Source organism: Nocardia panacis, assembly GCF_003598715.1.
Taxonomy (GTDB): Bacteria; Actinomycetota; Actinomycetes; order Mycobacteriales; family Mycobacteriaceae; genus Nocardia; species Nocardia panacis.
Genome location: NZ_QZFU01000019.1, coordinates 398,956 through 416,994 on the forward strand (window position 1 = coordinate 398,956; position 18,039 = coordinate 416,994).

General features: G+C 68.5%; 17 protein-coding genes. 2 read left to right on the forward strand and 15 right to left on the reverse strand.

The genetic code is table 11. The annotated features are described in order from the left end of the window. Window positions 1-14 precede the first annotated feature (14 nt). Window positions 15-1,238, reverse strand: a complete 1,224-nt coding sequence (locus tag D5S18_RS16615; protein ID WP_239003809.1) for an AAA family ATPase — start codon at window positions 1,236-1,238, stop codon at window positions 15-17. 100 nt (window positions 1,239-1,338) lie between these two features. Here D5S18_RS16615 and D5S18_RS16620 point away from each other — a divergent pair, with 100 nt between their 5' ends. Together D5S18_RS16620 and D5S18_RS16625 are read left to right on the forward strand one after the other, a co-directional pair. Next, window positions 1,339-1,887 carry a Uma2 family endonuclease gene (locus D5S18_RS16620; RefSeq protein ID WP_120041890.1) on the forward strand — a complete coding sequence of 183 codons (549 nt, stop codon included), beginning with the start codon at window positions 1,339-1,341 and terminating at the stop codon, window positions 1,885-1,887. A gap of 102 nt (window positions 1,888-1,989) precedes the next feature. Then, window positions 1,990-2,340: a hypothetical protein gene (locus D5S18_RS16625; protein ID WP_120041891.1), complete on the forward strand. Its 351-nt coding sequence runs from the start codon at window positions 1,990-1,992 to the stop codon at window positions 2,338-2,340. Here D5S18_RS16625 and D5S18_RS16630 read toward each other — a convergent pair. From D5S18_RS16630 to D5S18_RS16695, 14 genes are all read right to left on the reverse strand, one after another. After that, the gene (locus tag D5S18_RS16630) at window positions 2,324-3,388 is read right to left on the reverse strand and encodes an S-adenosylmethionine:tRNA ribosyltransferase-isomerase (protein ID WP_120041892.1); all 1,065 of its coding nucleotides are present in this window, start codon (window positions 3,386-3,388) and stop codon (window positions 2,324-2,326) included. The two genes, D5S18_RS16625 and D5S18_RS16630, sit on opposite strands and share 17 nt — an antisense overlap. Next, a complete protein-coding gene (locus D5S18_RS16635; protein ID WP_120041893.1) occupies window positions 3,385-4,080 on the reverse strand; it encodes an SDR family NAD(P)-dependent oxidoreductase in 696 nt (231 codons plus the stop codon). Before D5S18_RS16635 ends, D5S18_RS16630 begins: the two co-directional genes overlap by 4 nt. Window positions 4,081-4,161: 81 nt before the next feature. Next, window positions 4,162-6,294: an NAD-dependent DNA ligase LigA gene (gene ligA / locus D5S18_RS16640; RefSeq protein ID WP_439651133.1), complete on the reverse strand. Its 2,133-nt coding sequence runs from the start codon at window positions 6,292-6,294 to the stop codon at window positions 4,162-4,164. A gap of 68 nt (window positions 6,295-6,362) precedes the next feature. After that, window positions 6,363-7,388 carry a methionine synthase gene (locus D5S18_RS16645; RefSeq protein WP_120041895.1) on the reverse strand — a complete coding sequence of 342 codons (1,026 nt, stop codon included), beginning with the start codon at window positions 7,386-7,388 and terminating at the stop codon, window positions 6,363-6,365. A gap of 55 nt (window positions 7,389-7,443) precedes the next feature. Continuing rightward, complete coding sequence (gene mnmA, locus D5S18_RS16650; RefSeq protein WP_120041896.1) at window positions 7,444-8,538, reverse strand: tRNA 2-thiouridine(34) synthase MnmA; 1,095 nt, start codon at window positions 8,536-8,538, stop codon at window positions 7,444-7,446. Further along, complete coding sequence (locus D5S18_RS16655; protein ID WP_120041897.1) at window positions 8,538-9,761, reverse strand: cysteine desulfurase family protein; 1,224 nt, start codon at window positions 9,759-9,761, stop codon at window positions 8,538-8,540. Before D5S18_RS16655 ends, mnmA begins: the two co-directional genes overlap by 1 nt. A gap of 128 nt (window positions 9,762-9,889) precedes the next feature. Then, a complete protein-coding gene (locus D5S18_RS16660) occupies window positions 9,890-10,663 on the reverse strand; it encodes an ABC transporter ATP-binding protein (protein ID WP_120041898.1) in 774 nt (257 codons plus the stop codon). Next, the gene (locus D5S18_RS16665; RefSeq protein ID WP_120041899.1) at window positions 10,660-11,460 is read right to left on the reverse strand and encodes an ATP-binding cassette domain-containing protein; all 801 of its coding nucleotides are present in this window, start codon (window positions 11,458-11,460) and stop codon (window positions 10,660-10,662) included. Before D5S18_RS16665 ends, D5S18_RS16660 begins: the two co-directional genes overlap by 4 nt. Further along, on the reverse strand, window positions 11,457-12,287 hold the full coding sequence (locus tag D5S18_RS16670) for an ABC transporter permease (protein WP_120041900.1): 831 nt from the start codon (window positions 12,285-12,287) through the stop codon (window positions 11,457-11,459). The genes D5S18_RS16665 and D5S18_RS16670 overlap by 4 nt, the downstream gene beginning before the upstream one ends. After that, a complete protein-coding gene (locus D5S18_RS16675; RefSeq protein ID WP_120041901.1) occupies window positions 12,284-13,234 on the reverse strand; it encodes an ABC transporter permease in 951 nt (316 codons plus the stop codon). Before D5S18_RS16675 ends, D5S18_RS16670 begins: the two co-directional genes overlap by 4 nt. Window positions 13,235-13,238: 4 nt before the next feature. Beyond that, window positions 13,239-14,798 (reverse strand): ABC transporter substrate-binding protein, encoded by a 1,560-nt coding sequence (locus D5S18_RS16680; RefSeq protein ID WP_239003810.1) that lies wholly within the window; start codon window positions 14,796-14,798, stop codon window positions 13,239-13,241. Between the two features lie 16 nt (window positions 14,799-14,814). Beyond that, window positions 14,815-15,612: an alpha/beta fold hydrolase gene (locus tag D5S18_RS16685; RefSeq protein WP_120041902.1), complete on the reverse strand. Its 798-nt coding sequence runs from the start codon at window positions 15,610-15,612 to the stop codon at window positions 14,815-14,817. Then, window positions 15,605-16,891: an O-acetylhomoserine aminocarboxypropyltransferase/cysteine synthase family protein gene (locus D5S18_RS16690; RefSeq protein WP_120041903.1), complete on the reverse strand. Its 1,287-nt coding sequence runs from the start codon at window positions 16,889-16,891 to the stop codon at window positions 15,605-15,607. The genes D5S18_RS16685 and D5S18_RS16690 overlap by 8 nt, the downstream gene beginning before the upstream one ends. Then, window positions 16,888-17,898, reverse strand: a complete 1,011-nt coding sequence (locus D5S18_RS16695) for an isopenicillin N synthase family dioxygenase (RefSeq protein WP_239003811.1) — start codon at window positions 17,896-17,898, stop codon at window positions 16,888-16,890. The genes D5S18_RS16690 and D5S18_RS16695 overlap by 4 nt, the downstream gene beginning before the upstream one ends. Between the last annotated feature and the right edge of the window lie 141 nt (window positions 17,899-18,039).

The following is an 18,039-nucleotide window of genomic DNA, read 5'->3' on the forward strand; positions in this document are numbered from 1 at the left end:
CCATCGTATGGCGCTCACACCCTGGTGAGTTCGCTCACGCCATCGCCGCGCCTGATCCGCCACACGGCGGTGGCGGTGCGCGGGGACCGACCGTTGCTCCGATCGATGACCGCGCGATCCCCGGTCGTGAAGATCAACTGCGCGCCGCGGGCATTGGTCTGCGGGTTCTGGAACAGTTGGATGAGACGGTCGGTCTCCTCCACGGGCAACTGTGTGCCGATATCGTCGACGACCAGCACTTTCCCGCCGTCCAGCGCATCGAGCACGGTGGGCAGCAGGCGCAGCAGCGACAGGGTCGCGGTGGATTCCTCGGCGATATCGAAGGCGGCGTCGACGCCCGCGTGCACGAGTGACAGACCGACGCCGCGTCGGTCCACCATGCGGGCGTACAGGGCGTCGCGGGCGGCGCGCAGATTGGTCAGCTCGCGGTCGAGCAGCACTTCGGTGACGCCGTGCTCGCGCAGCAGGCGTTCGGCGTGACCCGGCGAATTCGCGCACAGGTCGAGTTGTGCACCGGTCGCGGCGATATCGGCGTCGAGTTCGCGCAGGTGGTCTGCGTATCTCGGATCCGGCTCGGCGAGCAGCAGATCCTCGATGCCCAGGCCCGACGCGCGCAGCAGCACGAGCAGCCGCGCCGCGTTCTCCGGTGATTTGGACAGGTGCGCGCCGAGCCGGTGCGCCACCTGCTCCGCCGCGACCGGACCGTACTGCACCTCGAGCATCGACTCGAACCACCGGTACGCGGGCGCCAGCGCCTCCGCGTACAACTGACCGGCGAGGCTGAGCAGCAGCGCGTTGGGCCGCACCAGCGGCGCCACCGCCGCGACACCGTAGCGGGCCGCCTCGAACATCGGACCGACGCGCACCTGATCCCCGTTGCGCTCGAACACGATTCGCTTGCGCGCGCGAGGATGGGCGTAGAGCCATTCGGCCGCCACCTCGGCCTGCGCCAACCGGAACCCGTAGGTGTAGGGCGCCCCTTCCGCCACGAAGTCCGCGACGAATTCCGAAGGCCGATCCGGGAATCCGCGATGCGGCGTCCGCACCGGCCCCGCGTACGGATCCCATCCCGAGACCGATTCCAGCACCGCCGCCCGCATCCCGGCCAGCGCGTCGACCAAATTCGTCTTCCCGGCCGCCGCCGCCCCGTGCACCGCCGTCACCGGCACCGCGACCACCCCATTCCCCCTACCCGCCCGCAACTCCTGCGCCCCAGCCAACGACCGATGATTCGACACCTGAAAACTCCGCAGCATCCTGCAATCCTGGCGAGTCCGGGGCCGAAATGCGATATCGGACGAACTGGTCACGGTGCGGCGCTCGCGGTAGCCTTCCTGCATGACCGAGGTCCCGACCACGTATCACTGGACCCCCGATGGGTTCGTTCGGGCATGGGCAGCAGGCGCGTTCAACGGCCGGGTCGAACTCATCGAGGGGGAGGTTTGGACGGTGGTGATCGGGGGGTGGCACGGCTTCGCCGTACTGCGGGTCGCGGAATGCCTGCCGCGAAAAGGGTTCCGCAAGTCGAATGGCACGCTGCCGACCGCAGGATCACTGCCGGACCCCGACTGCTGGATCGTGCGGGCGAACGCCGAGCCCATCGGCAAAATCGGCGCCCGAATCGACGTCTGGGACTCGAAGGACGTGCCCCTGGTCATCGAGATCTCCGATGAAACGGTTGTCGCCGATTTGAATGTCAAATCGAAGCTGTACGCTCGCGGCGGCTACGCGGTGTACTGGGTCATCACCAAGGACGCCGTTTACGAGCACACCGAACCTCGCGTTTCCGGCTATGCGGTTGTTCGAAAATTCCTTCCGGGTGAGCGTATTCCAGTGCGCTACGCCGATACCGATATCGCCGTGGACGATCTGCTTTTCGACGAGTAGCGCGCTCGTTCGGGCGGACATGTTGGGGTGAGCGGGTTACCATGCTGGCGCGTCGCGGGTGTTATCGCGGCGTGATCTGAGCTACGGATAGGGATGGTTGCGATGGGAGTGGCGGTTCGGCGGGGTCTGGTTCGAGGTTGCGTAGTCGCGGCGCTCGGTCTCGGTTTCGCGGTGGTCGGGGGGCATGAGGCGGCGGCGGAGGCGTGCCCGGATGGGACGGCGCGGGTCTTCCTGTCGAACGAGACCAATACCTGCCAGGGCAGGGGCGTCGCCAGTTACAGCGCGCCCGGCCTGGTTTCGCGGGTCTGCTCGGTGGGTCCGGTGAAGGTCGTCGTGGACATCACCGGATCCCGATATGTCGCGCGGCATGTCGAATTGGAGAACGGACGCTGCGCCCAGTTCGAATACAAGGGACAGTCCGGCGCGACGGTGCAGGTCAGCGACTCCGACTAGTCCACCCGAAAAGTAGGGCGCTGTCACCGAATTCGTGCCAGAGGTAACCGTTGTCCAGGGCCGAGGAATAGGCCGCGGCGACGGTGTCGGCGCCCGCGACGGCGACCAGCAGATCCAGGTGTGACGCGCCGGGCGCGTGCCAGCCGGTGATCAGCGCGTCCACCACACGGGCGGGGCGATGTTCGCCGAGGACGAGTTCGGTCCACCCCGAAGCGGATTCGACCCGGCCCGACGGATCGGCGGCGGACTCCAGCGCCCTGGTCACCGTGGTGCCCACCGCGATGATCCGTCCTCCCGCCGCGCGCGCCTCGTTCACCAGCCGCGCCGTCGCGGCGGGCACCGCGAACCGTTCCGGGCTCGGCGGCTCGCCCGTCTCCGGGGAGGACACTCCGGTATGCAGGGTGATGGGCGCCAACCCCACACCGGATGTCATCAGATCCAGTACCAGTCGCTGTGTGAAGGGCCGGGCCGCGCTCGGCATTTCGGCACTGCCGGGGATACGACCGAAGACCGTCTCGTAGTAGTCCGCCGACCAACGCTGCGGCACATAGGAATACGTGATCGGACGGCCATGCGCCGCCAAGAGTCCGAGCACCGCGACATCGATATCGGCGATCCACAATCGCCGAGCCGGTGGCAGCCACGGTTCCCGCAGGGTCGCTCGCGCGCCGCCCGGCAGCCCGATCACGGTATCCGCGTGGAGACTTTCGCCCGGATACGGTCGCTGCTGCGGCAGTCGCACCTCGATCGCCCACCGCCCGTCCTCGAGTCGGGTCGAGAAATGCACCACGACCGGTGCACCGTCGAGCACACCGTCCACCGCCGCCGCCAGGGTGGCCGAATTGTTCACCACCACCAGGTCGCCGGGCCGCAACTGCCGGGGCAGTTCCCGAAAGACGGCGTGGGTCAGCTCATTTCTGTTGGATTCGGCGCCGCCCGTCACGAGCAGCCGCACCTCGTCACGAGCCAGACCCCGCGCCTCGGGTGGTGCGGTGGCGGAACGCTCCGGCGGCAGATGGAAGGTGCGCGCCGATACCAGGACAGTCACCGCACCGCCTCCGTCGCGAAATCGGCGACGGTGTATCGGCCGCGCTTGGGTCGATTGTCGATCAGCCGCAAGAGCGCGGGCGCCACCGTCTCCGGCGCGGGACGATCGGAGATATCCGCGCCGGGAAAGGCGGCCTGATGCATCTCCGTGCGCATATCGCCGGGATCGAAGGTGTAGCAGGGGATTTCGGGATGTTCCGCGCCGAGGATGGCGGTGAGCTGATCCAAGGCGGCCTTGGACGAACCGTACCCGCCCCAGTTCGGATAGGGCTCGATGGCGGCATCGGATCCGATATTCACCACCACCCCGCCGGAGGCCACCAGCAGCGCGAGTGTCGATTGCAGAATCGCCAGTGGCGCGACAACATTCGTCCGATACACCGCCTCCAACTCGGCGAGCGGGTACCGGTCGAGCGAAGGCATCGGGCTCGGGCCGAGCCTGCTGGCATTGTTCACCAGCAGATCGAGTCGCCCTGCCGCCGAGGCGGTTTCGGCCAGCCGTGCCCGGTCCCCCGGCTCGACGACATCACCGGTTACGGCAATGAAGCGCGCCCCCAACTCCGCACGAACCCGCTCCAGTCGATCCGCTCGACGAGCGAGGCCGATCACGTGCCATCCCCGTCGCACGAGTTCCCTTGACAGCGCCAGCCCGAGTCCAGCCGAAGCACCGGTGACAATGGCGGTCGAAGCCATGACATACCTCCTGGTAATCGCTACCAGTCGATGGTCATACCTCGACAATGGTTCAGGTCAAGGGGTCTGCGATCTGTCGTCCTATTCGGCCGCGACCGAGTCCGTATCCGCCGGCGGGGGTGTGACCGCCTCCGGTCCCTGTTCCAGCAGGAGCCGGAAACCGGCCTCGTCCAGGATCGGCACGCCCAACTCCTCGGCCTTGGCCGCTTTGGAGCCGGGAGTGTCGCCGATGACGACGAACGCTGTCTTCTTGGAGACAGAACCCGCCGCCTTGCCGCCGCGAATCAGGATCGCCTCCTTCGCGCCGTCGCGGGTGAAACCCTGCAACGAGCCGGTGACGACGATGGACAAACCCTCCAGGTTGCGCTCGATGGATTCGTCGCGTTCGTCGACCATCCGCACGCCCGCGACCCGCCACTTCTCGACGATCGCGCGGTGCCAGTCGACGGTGAACCATTCGGCCACCGCCGCGGCGATCGTTTGGCCGACGCCATCGGTGGCGGCCAACTCCTCGAGCGAGGCCGCGCGAATACGGTCCATGGCGGCGAATTCGGCGGCCAGCGCGCGGGCCGCGGTGGGGCCGACATGCCGGATGGAGAGACCGACGAGGACCCGCCACAGCGGGCGGTCGGTGGCCGCGCGCAGATTCTCCAGCAGACGCTTGCCGTTCTGGGACAGGTCGCCCTTTTTGTTGGCGAACAGCGGGACCGTGAGCAGCCGCGCCTCGTCCAGGTCGAACAGGTCGCCCTCGTCGGTGATGGCGCGCGCGTCGAGCAGGGCCGTGGCCGCCTCCCAACCGAGCGCCTCGATATCGAACGCGCCGCGCCCGGCCACATGGAAGACCCGCTCGCGCAACTGCGCGGGGCAGAACTGCTGGTTGGGGCAGCGGATATCGGCGTCGCTCTCCTTTTCCGGAGCCAACTCGGTGCCGCATTCGGGGCAGTGGGTGGGCATGATGAATTCGCGTTCCGCGCCGGTGCGCGCGTCCACCACCGGACCGAGCACCTCGGGAATCACATCGCCCGCCTTGCGAATGGTGACGGTATCGCCGATCAGGACGCCCTTGCGCTTGACCTCGGAGGCATTGTGCAGGGTGGCGCGGGCGACGGTGGATCCGGCGATGGAGACCGGGGCCATCACCGCGAACGGTGTGACCCGGCCGGTGCGGCCCACATTCACCTCGATGCCGAGGAGTTCGGTGGTGGCCTCCTCGGGCGGGTATTTGTAGGCGATGGCCCAGCGCGGCGCGCGCGAGGTGGACCCGAGCCGCCGCTGCAGCGACACCTCGTCGACCTTGATGACCTGACCGTCGATCTCGTGCTCGATATCGTGGCGGTGCTCGCCCCAGTAGGCGACCCGCTCGATGACGGCATCGATACCCCGCACCCGCCGCGTGTGCTCGGAGACGGGCAACCCCCACGCCGCGAACGCGCGGTACGCCTCGTACTGGGACGCGGGTGTGTAGCCCTCGATTCGACCGAAACCGTGGCAGATCATGCGCAACCCGCGGCGCGCGATGGCCGCCGGATCCTTCATCCGTAGCGAACCGGCCGCGGTATTGCGCGGATTGGCATACGGCGGTTTGCCTTCGGCCACGATGTGGGCATTGAGCGATTCGAAATCCTCGAGTCGGAAATACACCTCACCGCGCACCTCGAGCACCTCCGGAATGGGGAATTCCGCGCTCGGGGTGAGTTCGTCCGGAATGTCGGCGATGGTGCGGGCATTGAGGGTGACATCCTCCCCGGTGCGCCCATCACCCCTGGTGGCGCCGCGCACCAGGCGGCCCTGCTCGTAGACCAGGTTGAGCGCGACCCCGTCGATCTTCACCTCGCACAGGTAGTGCAGGTCCGAACCCGCGTCCGCCTCGACGCGGCTCGCCCATTGGCGCAGCTCGTCGTAATCGAACACATTGTCCAGCGAGAGCATGCGCTCGAGGTGGTCCACCGGGACCAAATCGGTGGCGAAACCGCCGCCGACCAGCTGGGTCGGCGAATCGGGGGTGCGCAGGTCGGGGTGGGCGTCCTCCAGGGATTGGAGCTCGCGCAGCAGTGTGTCGAACTCGCCGTCGGCGATTATCGGGGCGTCGAGCACGTAGTAGCGGAACTGATGTTCGCGCACCTCGTCGGCCAGCTCATGCCACCGCACCCGCTGCTCCGGGGTGGCCGGGCGGGTTTCGATTTCCTGCGTCGGGGCTTCGACACTGTCACTCACAAGCACGCACATTAGCGGAGCGCACCGACAGGTCTGTCGATGTTCCCGCACGTAGAACCGGGCGGGCCTTATTCGCCGCCCAGCGACTCCGGATCCTCGGCGTAGGCGCGGGCCACATCCTTGCTCAGGGCCAGTGCCTTGCGCGCCCAAGACAGTGGCGCCGCGCCCAGACCGCAGGCGGGACTGACCATGATCGACTCCGCGAGGGTGCCGCGCGGAAAGCCGAGCCGATCGACAAGCCGCACACCGGGTTCGGCGATCGTGCGCCAGGTGGGCGGGGTGGCGGGTGGTGTCGTTGGGACCAACCCGAGCACCAGCAGTTTCCCCGCGTCCAATGTCTCGCCGACGCCGTCCAGGTCGCCCGTTCCGATGGCGGCGATATCGAAACCCACTGCGGCGGCCGCACTTCCGCGCAGGAAACGCAGCGCGGGCGGTGCGGCGCAGGTATGCACGAGCACCGGATCGGATTGGGCGCGAATCACCGTGTCCAGGACGGCCAGCGCCTCCGGTTCCGGTACGGCGCGCACCGTGTTGAGTGCGCTCACCCCGCGCAGCGAACCCGCCAGCACCGCGCTGAGCGACGGTTCGTCCAACTGCACGACGACCTGCGCGCCGAGCCGCCTGCGCACCTCCGCCGCATGCCGCGCCAGCCCCTCGGCGAGCGACTCCGAAAGATCGCGCACCGCACCGGAATCGGTGAGCACCCGGTGTCCACCGGGGAGTTCGACCTCGGCGGCGAGGGTAAGCGGGCCTGCCGCTTGGATTTTCACCGGATGTCCGGCGAGACCGGCTGTCTCCCAAGCCTCTTCGAGTGCGTCGAGGTCGGTGCGAAGCAGATCGTGCGCCCGCCGCGACACCGCGCCCGGTCGCGCGGCCAGCCGGTAGCCGCGCGTGGTGGTGTCGAAGCGCAGGTCGACCAGCAGCGCCGAGGCCCGACCGAGGAGGTCGGATCCGGCGCCGCGACCGGGCAATTCCGCCAGGTGCGGCAAATCACCGAGTTCGCCGATGAGGGTGGCGGCGGCCTCCCGCGCATCGGCGCCGGGCCAGGACCCGACACCCGTCGCGATACCGCCTCGCAGCACGCGCTCGCTCACTGCGCCACCTTCCCGACCGGATCGCACCGGCGCAACAAGCTTCACGAATCAGAATTCAGGCGATCGCCACGCGTTCCCGATCGGTTCCGGTGATGGTACCGCTGCCGATGACCTCGTCGCCCAGCGCATCGGGCCGATACACGACGACGGCCTGCCCGCGCGCGACACCGGTGAGCGGTTCGCGCAGGCGCACTTCGAGCCCACCGTCCACGGCCCGCGCGGTAGCGGGCGCCAAGCCGCCGTGCGCGCGCACCTGCGCGACGCATTCGATCGGTCCGTCCGGAGCGGAGCCGGAGGTCCAGATCGCTCGCTCGGCCCGCACCGTCCACACTTCCAGATCCGCGGCCGAGCCGACCCGCACGGTGCCGGAGTCCGGATCGATTCCGGTGACATAACGCGGCTTGCCGTCGGCGGCGGGACCCGCCAGCCCGAGCCCCTTGCGCTGACCGATGGTGAATCCGTGCACTCCGTCGTGCTTGGCCAGTTCGGTGCCGTCGGCATCGACGACCGCACCGGGCCGGATGCCGATCTTCGCACCCAGGAAGGCCCTGGTGTCGCCCGAGGGGATGAAGCAGATGTCGTGACTGTCGGGCTTGTTGGCCACGGCGAGTCCGCGCTCGGCCGCCTCGGCCCTGATCTGCGGCTTCGGGGTGTCGCCGACCGGGAACATGGCCCGCGACAGTTGGTCGGCCGTGAGCACGGCCAGCACATAGGACTGGTCCTTGTCGGCGTCGACCGCGCGGCGCAGCACGCCCTGCTCCAACCGTGCGTAGTGACCGGTGACCACCGCGTCGAAGCCGAGGGCCACCGCGCGATCGGCCAGCGCGGAGAACTTGATCTTCTCGTTGCAGCGCAGGCACGGGTTGGGCGTCTCGCCCGCCGCGTAGGCGGCGACGAAATCGTCGATCACGTCCTCTTTGAAGCGGTCCGCGAAATCCCAGACGTAGAACGGGATTCCGAGCACGTCGGCGGCGCGGCGCGCGTCGCCCGCGTCCTCCTTGGAGCAGCATCCGCGCGATCCGGTGCGCAGCGTGCCCGGCGCGGTGGACAGCGCCAGGTGCACCCCGACCACCTCATGTCCCGCGTCCACGGCCCGCGCGGCCGCGACCGCCGAATCCACCCCACCGCTCATGGCGGCAAGTACCCGCATCAGATGCCTCCCTTCGCACCGGCCAGCCCGGCGGCCATGGCCCGTTCGACGACTTGGGGCAGCACCCGCAGCAGCGCGTCGACATCGGCGCGGGTCGAGGTGTGTCCCAGTGAGAATCGCAGCGACCCGCGCGCCTGCCAGGCCGGAACGCCCATGGCGATCAGCACGTGGCTCGGTGTGGCGACCCCGGCATTGCAGGCCGATCCGGTGGAGCATTCGATACCCGCCGCGTCCAGCAGCATGAGCAGCGAATCGCCTTCGCAACCCGGAAAAGTGAAGTGCGCGTTGCCCGGCAGTCGGCGCTCGTCGCGCGGGCCGCTGAGCACCGCGTCGGGGATGGCGGCCATGACTCCGTCGATCAGGGCGTCGCGCAGGCCGCGCAGCACGGCGCTGTGGGTGGGCAGGTCGGCCGCGGTCTCGCGCAGCGCGGCGGCCAACCCGACCGCGGCGGCGGTGTCCGAGGTGCCCGAGCGCAGGTCCCGCTCGTGCCCGCCGCCGTGCAGCAGCGGTACGCAGGGCACCTGTCTGCCCAGCAGCAGCGCGCCGATACCGTGCGGGCCGCCGACCTTGTGTCCGGCGATGCTGACCGCCGACAGGCCGCTGGCCGCGAAGTCGATCGGTAGCGCGGCCGCGGCCTGGACCGCGTCGCTATGCATGGGGATCTCGAATTCGGCTGCCACGGCGGCCAATTCGGCGATCGGCTGGATGGTTCCCGTCTCGTTGTTGGCCCACATGACGGTGACCAGCGCGATATCGTCGGCGTGCGCGGCCAGTGTCTCGCGCAGCACCCTCGGGGCCACGAGGCCCTCGCTGTCCACCGGAAGCCAGGTGACCTGCGCGCCCTCGTGCTGTTCGAGCCACTGCACCGCGTCGAGCACCGCGTGGTGTTCGACCGCGCTGGCGACGATCCTGATCCGGCGCGGGTCGGCGGCGCGGCGCGCCCAGAAGATCCCCTTGACCGCGAGATTGTCGCTCTCAGTGCCGCCGGAGGTGAAGATGACCTCCGAGGGTCGCGCCCCCAGGTTCGCGGCGATCGACTCGCGCGCCTCCTCCAGCAATCGACGCGCGGCCCGCCCCGATCCGTGCAGCGAGGACGCGTTCGCGGCGCTGCTCAGGACAGCCATCATCGCCTCGATCGCGGCGGGCAACATCGGAGTGGTGGCCGCATGATCGAGGTAGACCGTCTGGGGCACCGCACCAGGACCCGAAAAAGCCGCCTTCATGACCGACAAAGCCTATCCCACCGTTGACCTGCGCATCTTCGGGGTGTACCCCCGCTGCCTGCAATCTCCTACCGCCTCGCCAACGGCCGAGGGGTCGACATTATTCCCCGCGGCGGTCCGGAGATTGTCTAGGGCAACGACGGCACCGCTCGCAGCAAGGATTCGGTGTAGGGATGTTGGGGGTTGTCCAGGACGGTTCGCGCAGGTCCCTGTTCCACGGCGACGCCATCGCGCAGCACCAGGAGTTGATCGCAGAGTTGCTGGACCACGCCGAGGTCGTGGGAGACCAGGATCAGCGAGAGCCCGTTGTGCGTCAGCAGGTCGCGGACCAGGTCGATGATGTGGCCGCGGACGGCGGTATCGAGGGCGGAGAAGGGTTCGTCCACGACGAGCAGGGTCGGGCGCGGGGCCAGGGCGCGGGCGATGGCGATGCGCTGGCGTTGGCCGCCGGAGAATTGGTGCGGATAGCGGTGTGCCGCCTCGGGCTCCAGACCGACCGCGGTGAGGATCTCGGCGATCCTGGCGTCGTGCTCCTCCGGAATGCGCAGGCATTCCAAGGGTTCGGCGAGGGAGTCGCGAATCGTGCGGTGCGGGTTCAACGCGGTGGCCGGGTCCTGCAGCACGACCTGGACTTCGCGGCGGAACCAGAGGAGGTCGCGGCCCCGCACGGGACGGCCGCGGAATCGGATCGTGCCGGAGTCGGGGCGATCCAGTGCCAGCAGCAGGCGCAGCAGCGTCGATTTGCCGGAACCGGATTCGCCGACAATGCCGAGGCGTGCGCCTTCGGGGAGGCGCAGACTCACCTCGCGGACGGCTTGTCGTATGGGCGGACCTCCGAGCAGGGTGCGGCGCGGCAATCGATAGGACCGGATGAGGGTGTCGGCCTCCAGTAGCGGTGTCACTGTGCCACCGCGCTTTCGGTGCGTCGAAACGATGCCGCGCGGGCGAGATCCAACAGCGTTCGTGTGTAGGGATGGTCCGGCGCGTGCAAAAGTGTTTCGAGAGAGCCGGATTCGAGGACGCGGCCCTGTCCCATCACGATCACCCTGGACACCACCTTGGCCAGCACCGCCATATCGTGGGTGACGAAGAGCAGGGCCGTCCCCTCCTCGGCCACCAGATCGCCCAGCAGGTCCAGGATCTCGGCCTGCACGGTGACATCGAGGGCGGTGGTCGGCTCATCGGCGAGCAGGAGCGCCGGACGGGTGGCGATGGCCATGGCGATGCCCACCCGCTGGCGCTGGCCGCCCGAGAGCTGATGCGGATAGGCGCGCACCAGATGCTCCGGATCGGGCAGACCGACCCGTTCGGCGAGCGAGATCGCCGCTGCCTTCGCCTGTTTGCGGGTGAGTCCGCGATGCAGGCGCAGTGGTTCCCCGATCTGCGCGCCGACGCGCATGAGTGGATTCAATGCCGAGAGCGGCTCTTGGAATACCATGCCGATGCGGTCACCGCGCAGCGCCGACAGTTGTCGATCGCCCAAGCCGCGCAGTTCACGACCGGCGAAGCGAATACTGCCCGACGCCACGGCATTCTCGGGCAGCAGCCCCAGGATCGTCAGCAGCGTCAGGGATTTGCCGGAGCCGGAGCCGCCGATCAGGCCGAGCCGCTCCCCCGCGTCGAGGGTGAGGTCGATGCCGTCGAGCACGGTCGTCGCGCCGAAACGCACGGTGAGATCCTCGATTTCGAGCAGGGTCATCGGGCGCCTCCACGCAGTCCCGGATCGGTGGCGTCGCGCAGGGCGTCGCCGAGCAGATTGCAGGCCGAGACGGTGAGCGCGACCGCCAGACCGGGCCAGATCACGAGCAGCGGCCGGACGCGAATGTAGTCCTGCTGGGTATGCAGCAGCCCGCCCCACGAGGGCATCGACGGTGCTGCGCCGTAGCCGAGGTAGGTGAGCGCGGCGTCGGTCAGCACCGCCAATGCCATGACCAGCGAGAGTTGGACGATCAATGTCGCGGCGATACCGGGCAGCAGGTGCTTTCGCACAATGCGGGCGGTCGATGCTCCGGCCGCGCGCGCCGCCAGCACATAGTCCGCGCCGAGCACCCGCGCCAGCTCACCGCGTGCGACCCGCGCCACCCCGACCCCCGCGCTGATTCCGACGGCCGCGACCACGGTCGCCAGTGACCCGCCGTAGACGGCCGCGAGGACCATGGCCAGCACCAGTGCCGGGAAGGCGATCAGCACGTCGATGGCCTGGACCACCACCGCCCGCATCGGACGCGGCGCAAGCACCGCCGCCAGCGCGAGTGTCAATCCGACGAACGCGGCGACCACCGCCGAACCCACCGCGGCGATGAGGGTTTCCCGGCTTCCCGCCAATAATTGGCTGAGCTGATCGTGTCCGACTCGATCCGTTCCGAGCACATGCCCGCCTTGAAAGGGCAGCAACCAGGTCGCCCGCGCGTCGGTGACCTGCGGATCGAAAGGCGTCCACCACAGGGAAACCACCGCCGCGACCACCAGCGACCCCAGGACGCCCACCCCGAAAACGCCACCGGGACGGCGCAATACCGATCTCACCGCGACTCCTGCAGGCGCGGATCGATCAGGCGGTGCGCGATATCCACCGCGAAGCCGATGAGCAGCACCGCCGCGACCAGGATCAGCAGCTCACCCTGCACTTTGATCAGGTCCCGATTGCCGATATCGGTGACGAGCATGCTGCCGACTCCGGGGAGCGTGAAGACCTGTTCGATCACCACCGCGCCGACCAGCAGGGCCGCCGCCTGCAGACCGAGCACCGAGACCACCGGGACGGCCGCATTGCGAAATCCATGTCGCAACAGGGCCTTTCGCTGGGTGAGACCTTTGGCGCGGGCGGTGCGCAGGAAGTCCGAGCGCAGGACGCCCAGCACGGATGAGCGGACGAAGCGCAGCAGGACCGCGCCTTCGGTCAGCCCGAGGGCCAGACACGGCAGCACCAGGCTGCGCAGCGCTGCGCCCGGCTGCGCCCACCCGTCCACCGGGAAGCCCTGCGCCGGAAGCCAACCGAGCTGTACGGCGAAAACCAGGACCAGCAGCAGCGCCAACCACAGACTCGGGATGGCGATTCCCAACTGGGACAGCGCGTTCAGCGCACCGCCCACCGGGCTGCGGGATCGGGTGGCGGCCCACGCGCCCAGCGGAACGGCCACGACCAGCGCGATCAGCACCGATCCGGCGGCCAGCGGCGCGGTCACCGTCAGTTTGCGCGCCAGTTCCGCCCCGACCGAACCGCCATTGAGCTGCGAGTGTCCGAAGTCGCCGTGCAGGACGGCGCCGATCCAGGACAGGTACTGGGCGGGCAGTGGGCGCGCGAGACCGAGATCAGCGCGCAGCGCGGCCAAGCGCACCGGATCGGCCTGCTGTCCGCCGATGGTGGTGGCCACATCGCCGGGCAGCAGGCGCAGCAGCGCGAAGACCAGGATGCTCGCGGCGGCCACCGCGACCGCGCACAGTCCGGCCCGACGCAGAAGAAACCAGGTCACGCCGCTACTTCCCGACCGCGAGCCGACTCAGGTCGAACCGGTTGCTGGTTTCGGCGTGCGGCACCCCGTACACCCCGGCGCGCACCACGGTGTTGGTCCGCATCAGGAACAGCCAGTCGGCCGCCGCGTCCTCGGACAGTCGCCGGGCGAGCTGCTTCAGCAGCGCGTCGCGGTCGGCGTCGCTCGCGGCCCGGCGCGCCTCGGTATACCACCCTCGGACCTGCGGGGCGTCGTAGCCGAAGTAGTAGCCCGGTTTGGTGTAGGTGTCCAGGTCGCGGGCCTCGGCGTGATCGACCAGGCTGAGCTGGAAGTCCCGGTCGGTGAACACCTTCGACAGCCAGGCCGGGAATTCCAGCTGCCGCACCGTGAGTTCCACGCCGACCTGCTTGAGATCGGAGACCAGCACATCGGTGATACCGACGGGATAGATGTTCGGCACATCCAGGGTCAGCTTCAGTCCGGTGCCGAATCCGGCTGCGGCCAACAGCTTTCTGGCGGATTCCGGATCGTAGGAGTCGATACCGGTCAGATCCTCGTACCACGGGTCCTGCGGTGCGACGGCGCTGCCGATCGCCGCGGCCGATCCATAGGCCTTGATCACCGCCTGCTTGTCGATGGCCTTTCGAATGGCGTGCCGCACATCGGGATTGGTGAAGGGTGCGCGGGTTCCATTGAAGGCGAGGGTGAATTTGTCGGTGGTGGTGCCGCGCAGCACGGTGAACTTGTCGGTGCCCAGGAAGGGTTGCAACAGTGTGGCATCGGCCGAGACCTGGATATCGGTCTGCCCTGTGAGCTGGGCATTGTTGGCCGAGTTCGGCTCCTTGATGTAGTGGAAGACCACCTTGGCGACCTTCGGTTTCACACCCCAGTAGTCGGCGCGACGGGTCAGGGTGATCGATGCGCCGCGATTCCACTGGGTCAGCGCGAACGGACCGGAGCCGTTCTCCGCGCCGTCGAGTCCGGCGAAATCGGTGCCGCGCTTGTAGACGATGCCGCCGCGCTGGGTGAGCTGCCACAGCAGCAGCGTGTCGCGCTCCTTCAGGGTGATGCGGACGGTAGCCGGATCGGGTGCGGATACCTCGGCCACCGACGAGAATCCCTCGGCCTTCACGGATTTGGACGCGCCGAGCTGCTGGCGCAGCGACCAGACCGCGTCCTCGGCGGTCAGGGGCGAGCCGTCGTGGAAGCGTGCGTTCGGCGCCAGGTGGAAGGTGTAGGTCAACCCGTCCGGCGACTGCTCCCAGGCGGTGGCCAACGCGGGCACGATTCGGTCGCCCGCCTCGGTATCGAGGGTCACCAACCCCTGATACACGTTGTCCAGCAGGAGTTGATCGAGTGCGGTGCCCGCGGTGGTGAAGGTATTGAGGCTGGTCGGCTCCAGGGTCAGGCGCACGTTGACGGTGGCGTCGGTGTTCAACCTGTCCTCGGGCGGGGTGGCCTGCTGCGTCGTCTGAATGCCTTCCGACGCGGTGGGTTCCGCGCCCGTGCCGCAGGCGGCGGCGGACAGCAAGGCGAGCGCGCCGAGCGCGGCGGCGATCCGCCGTGTCGAATTCGGGAATAACACCCTGGGTCCTTCTGATCTAGATGTGCCGGGCGCAGAATTCGACGACTACGCGGTAGACGTCTTCGCGATCGAGCTCATTGAGAATGTTGTGTCTGTCGTCGGGGAAAATGGCGGCACTGGCCTGCGGCAGCAGCTCCAGCGCGCGCCGCACCCCTGCCACCGGGGCCATATCGTCCTGTTCGCCGTGCACGAAAAGCACTGGAAGCTCCAGCTTTTCCACCGCGGCGGCCTGGCGCGGCACCACGGTCACCAGCGCGGCGAGTGTTTCGCGGCGCAGCCCGCCCTGCCAGGTCAGCGGGTCATCACGCAACTGCTGGGCGTAGCCCTCGTGCCTGGTCAGCTCGCCCGGATCGCGGCGCAGCTCCCAGGGATCCACGCCACTGGCGAGCAGTTCGCCCAGGAAGTTCGGCGCGTCCGGTGCGGGGACGACGGCAGAGCCCGCCAGCACCAGAGCCGTCGCGGGAATTCCGCGTTCGGCCACCAGCAGCACGGCCAGCAGGGAGCCCAGCGAATGTCCGATCACCAGTAGCGGCGGCTCGGGATGCGCGGCCCTGGCCAGCTCCACCAATGTCGCGGCATCCTCGACCATGGCGTCGACCGAGGAGATGAGCACGCGTTCGCCTGCGCTGCGGCCGTGGCCCGCGTGGTCGTTGGCCCACACCGCGATCCCGGCCGCGTTGAGCGCCGCGACGAAAGGCGCGTAGCTGCCGATATGTTCGCCGAGTCCGTGCAGGAAGACCACCAGCGCCCGCGGATTCGGCGGCGACCAGTGCCCGTAGTGGATCGGACCCGCGACGCCGGAGAATTCAGCCATTGAGACCCGCCTCGAGATCGGCCAGCAGATCCGACACCGATTCCAGACCCACCGACAGCCGCACCAAACCCGGTGTGACACCGCTGTCGGACTGTTGGCGTTCGTCGAGTTGGGCGTGGGTGGTCGAGGCCGGGTGGATCACCAGACTGCGCACATCGCCGATATTGGCCAGGTGGCTGAACAATTCGAGCCGTTGCACCAGTTTTCGCCCGGCCTCGTAGCCGCCGTGCAGCTCGAAGGACAGCACACCGCCGACACCGCGCGGCAGGTACCGTTCGGCCGCGGCGTGCCACGGGCTTTCGGGCAGTGCCGCGTAGTGCACCCGCGCCACCTCCGGTCGCGCCGCCAACCATTCGGCGATGGTCCGCGCGTTCTCGACATGGCGTTCGACGCGCACCGACAGCGTCTCCAGCCCGTGCAGCAGCAGGAAGCTGTTGAACGGCGAGACGGCGGGGCCGAGGTCGCGCAGCAGTTTGGTGCGGAGCCGGACCGGGTAGGCGAGTTCGCCGAATTCCCTGGTGAATACGAGTCCGTGATAGCTGGGATCGGGTTCGTTGAATTGCGGCCAGCGCCGCGGGTCGGCGGCGAAATCGAAGCGCCCGCCCGCGATCACCGCGCCGCCGATGGCCGTGCCGTGGCCGGAGAGGAATTTCGTGGTGGAGTGCACCACCACGTCCGCGCCGTGCTCCAGTGGGCGCAGCAGGTAGGGTGTGGGCACCGTATTGTCCACCACCAGTGGCACTTTCGCGGTGTGCGCCACCTCGGCGATCGCCGCGATATCGAGGACGTTGCCGAGCGGATTGCCGAGGGTCTCGGCGAACAGCGCCTTGGTGTTGGGCCGGATCGCCGCGCGCCACTGCGCCACGTCGTCGGGATCGCGCACGAAATCGACGGTGATACCCAGTTCGGCGAAGGTGTAGGCGAGCAGGTTGTAGGTGCCGCCGTACAGCGTGGACGCGGCCACGATATGGTCCCCGGCGCGGGCGAGGGTGAGCAGCGCCAGGGTGGCCGCCGCCTGACCGCTGGCCACCGCGACCGCCGCCACACCGCCCTCCAGTGCGGCCAATCGCTCCTCCGCCACCGCCGTGGTCGGGTTGGAGACCCGCGTGTAGACGTGGGATTCCAGATCCCGCAGCGCGAAGGCGTTCTCGGCGTGGGCCGTGTCGTCGAAAGTGTAGGAGGTGGTCTGGTAGATCGGGACGGCGCGCGATCTGGTCGCGCTGTCCGGGCGCGCGCCGCCGTGGATCTGTGTGGTCTCGAAACCCCAGTGCTCGCTCACGACCGCGCCTCCAACACATCGGACCAGTACTTGTCGGCGACCTTCGGATGCGAACGCAACCAGCCGACGACCGCGTTCTCGCCGTATTGCGCCAGCAGCGGATTGTCGGCCTCGTGGCTGACTCCGCGCGCCTTGGCCGCCAGATCTGCGGGCAGCGTGAGGGGTTCGACCACCGCGTCGAGCCGCGGGCCGAGGAAGAACGGCACCGAGTATCGGTCCACTCCTGCGGGCGGACTCACCACCCGATGTTTGGTGGCGACCAGGTAGCCGCCGGTGGCGATCTCCAGCATCTCGCCGATATTGAAGACGAAGCTGCCCGGTATCGGTGTCACATCGATCCAGCCGTCGGGACCGTCGACCTGGAGTCCGCCGACCGTGTCCTGTTGCAGCAGTGCCAAGTAGCCGTAATCCTTGTGCGCGCCGACCCCCTGATCCGAGTCCTCGGTGTCCCGGCCCGGATAGTGGATGATCTTCACGTGGGTGGACGCCTCCTCGTCGAACCAGGCGTCGAAGTAGCCCTCTTCTTGACCGAGGGCGGCGGCCAAGGCGCGCAGCACCTCTCGACTGACCCGCAGTGCGTGCGCCTGCCAGGCCAGCGTCACCTCGCGCAGGTCGGGCAGCGCCGTCGGCCACTGATTCGGGCCGATCAACCTGCGCCACACCGGATCCCCCGGTGCGCTCGGCACGGCCGCCCGCTCGGGGCCGATATCGATCTGCTCGCGCCGGTCCGGTGCGCCCGCGGTGTATTCGTGCCCGGTGGACGTATAGCCGCGGAACTGGGGCGAATTGATGTTCTCGATCTCGAGTCTCGACGCGAGTGGCAGCGCGAAGAAGCGCCGCGCCACCTCGAAGATCCCGGCGGTCAACGGCTCGGGGACGCCGTGACCCACCACATAGAAGAATCCGATCTCGTGGGCGGCGTAACGCAATTCGTCCAGGAATTCGGCACGAACCGCGGCCGACCCACGCAATCGCGAGATATCGATTACCGGCAACTGAGCTGACACCTGGGCATCGTATGAATCAGGTGCCGGGGCGGTCTCCCGTTTGATTCAGGCAGATTTCAAGAGGTGGGGTGCGATTGGGAACCCTTCCCCTCGACAGCGAACGACCCGGCGTGCGCAACACACCGGGCCGCGAGGTAGTCG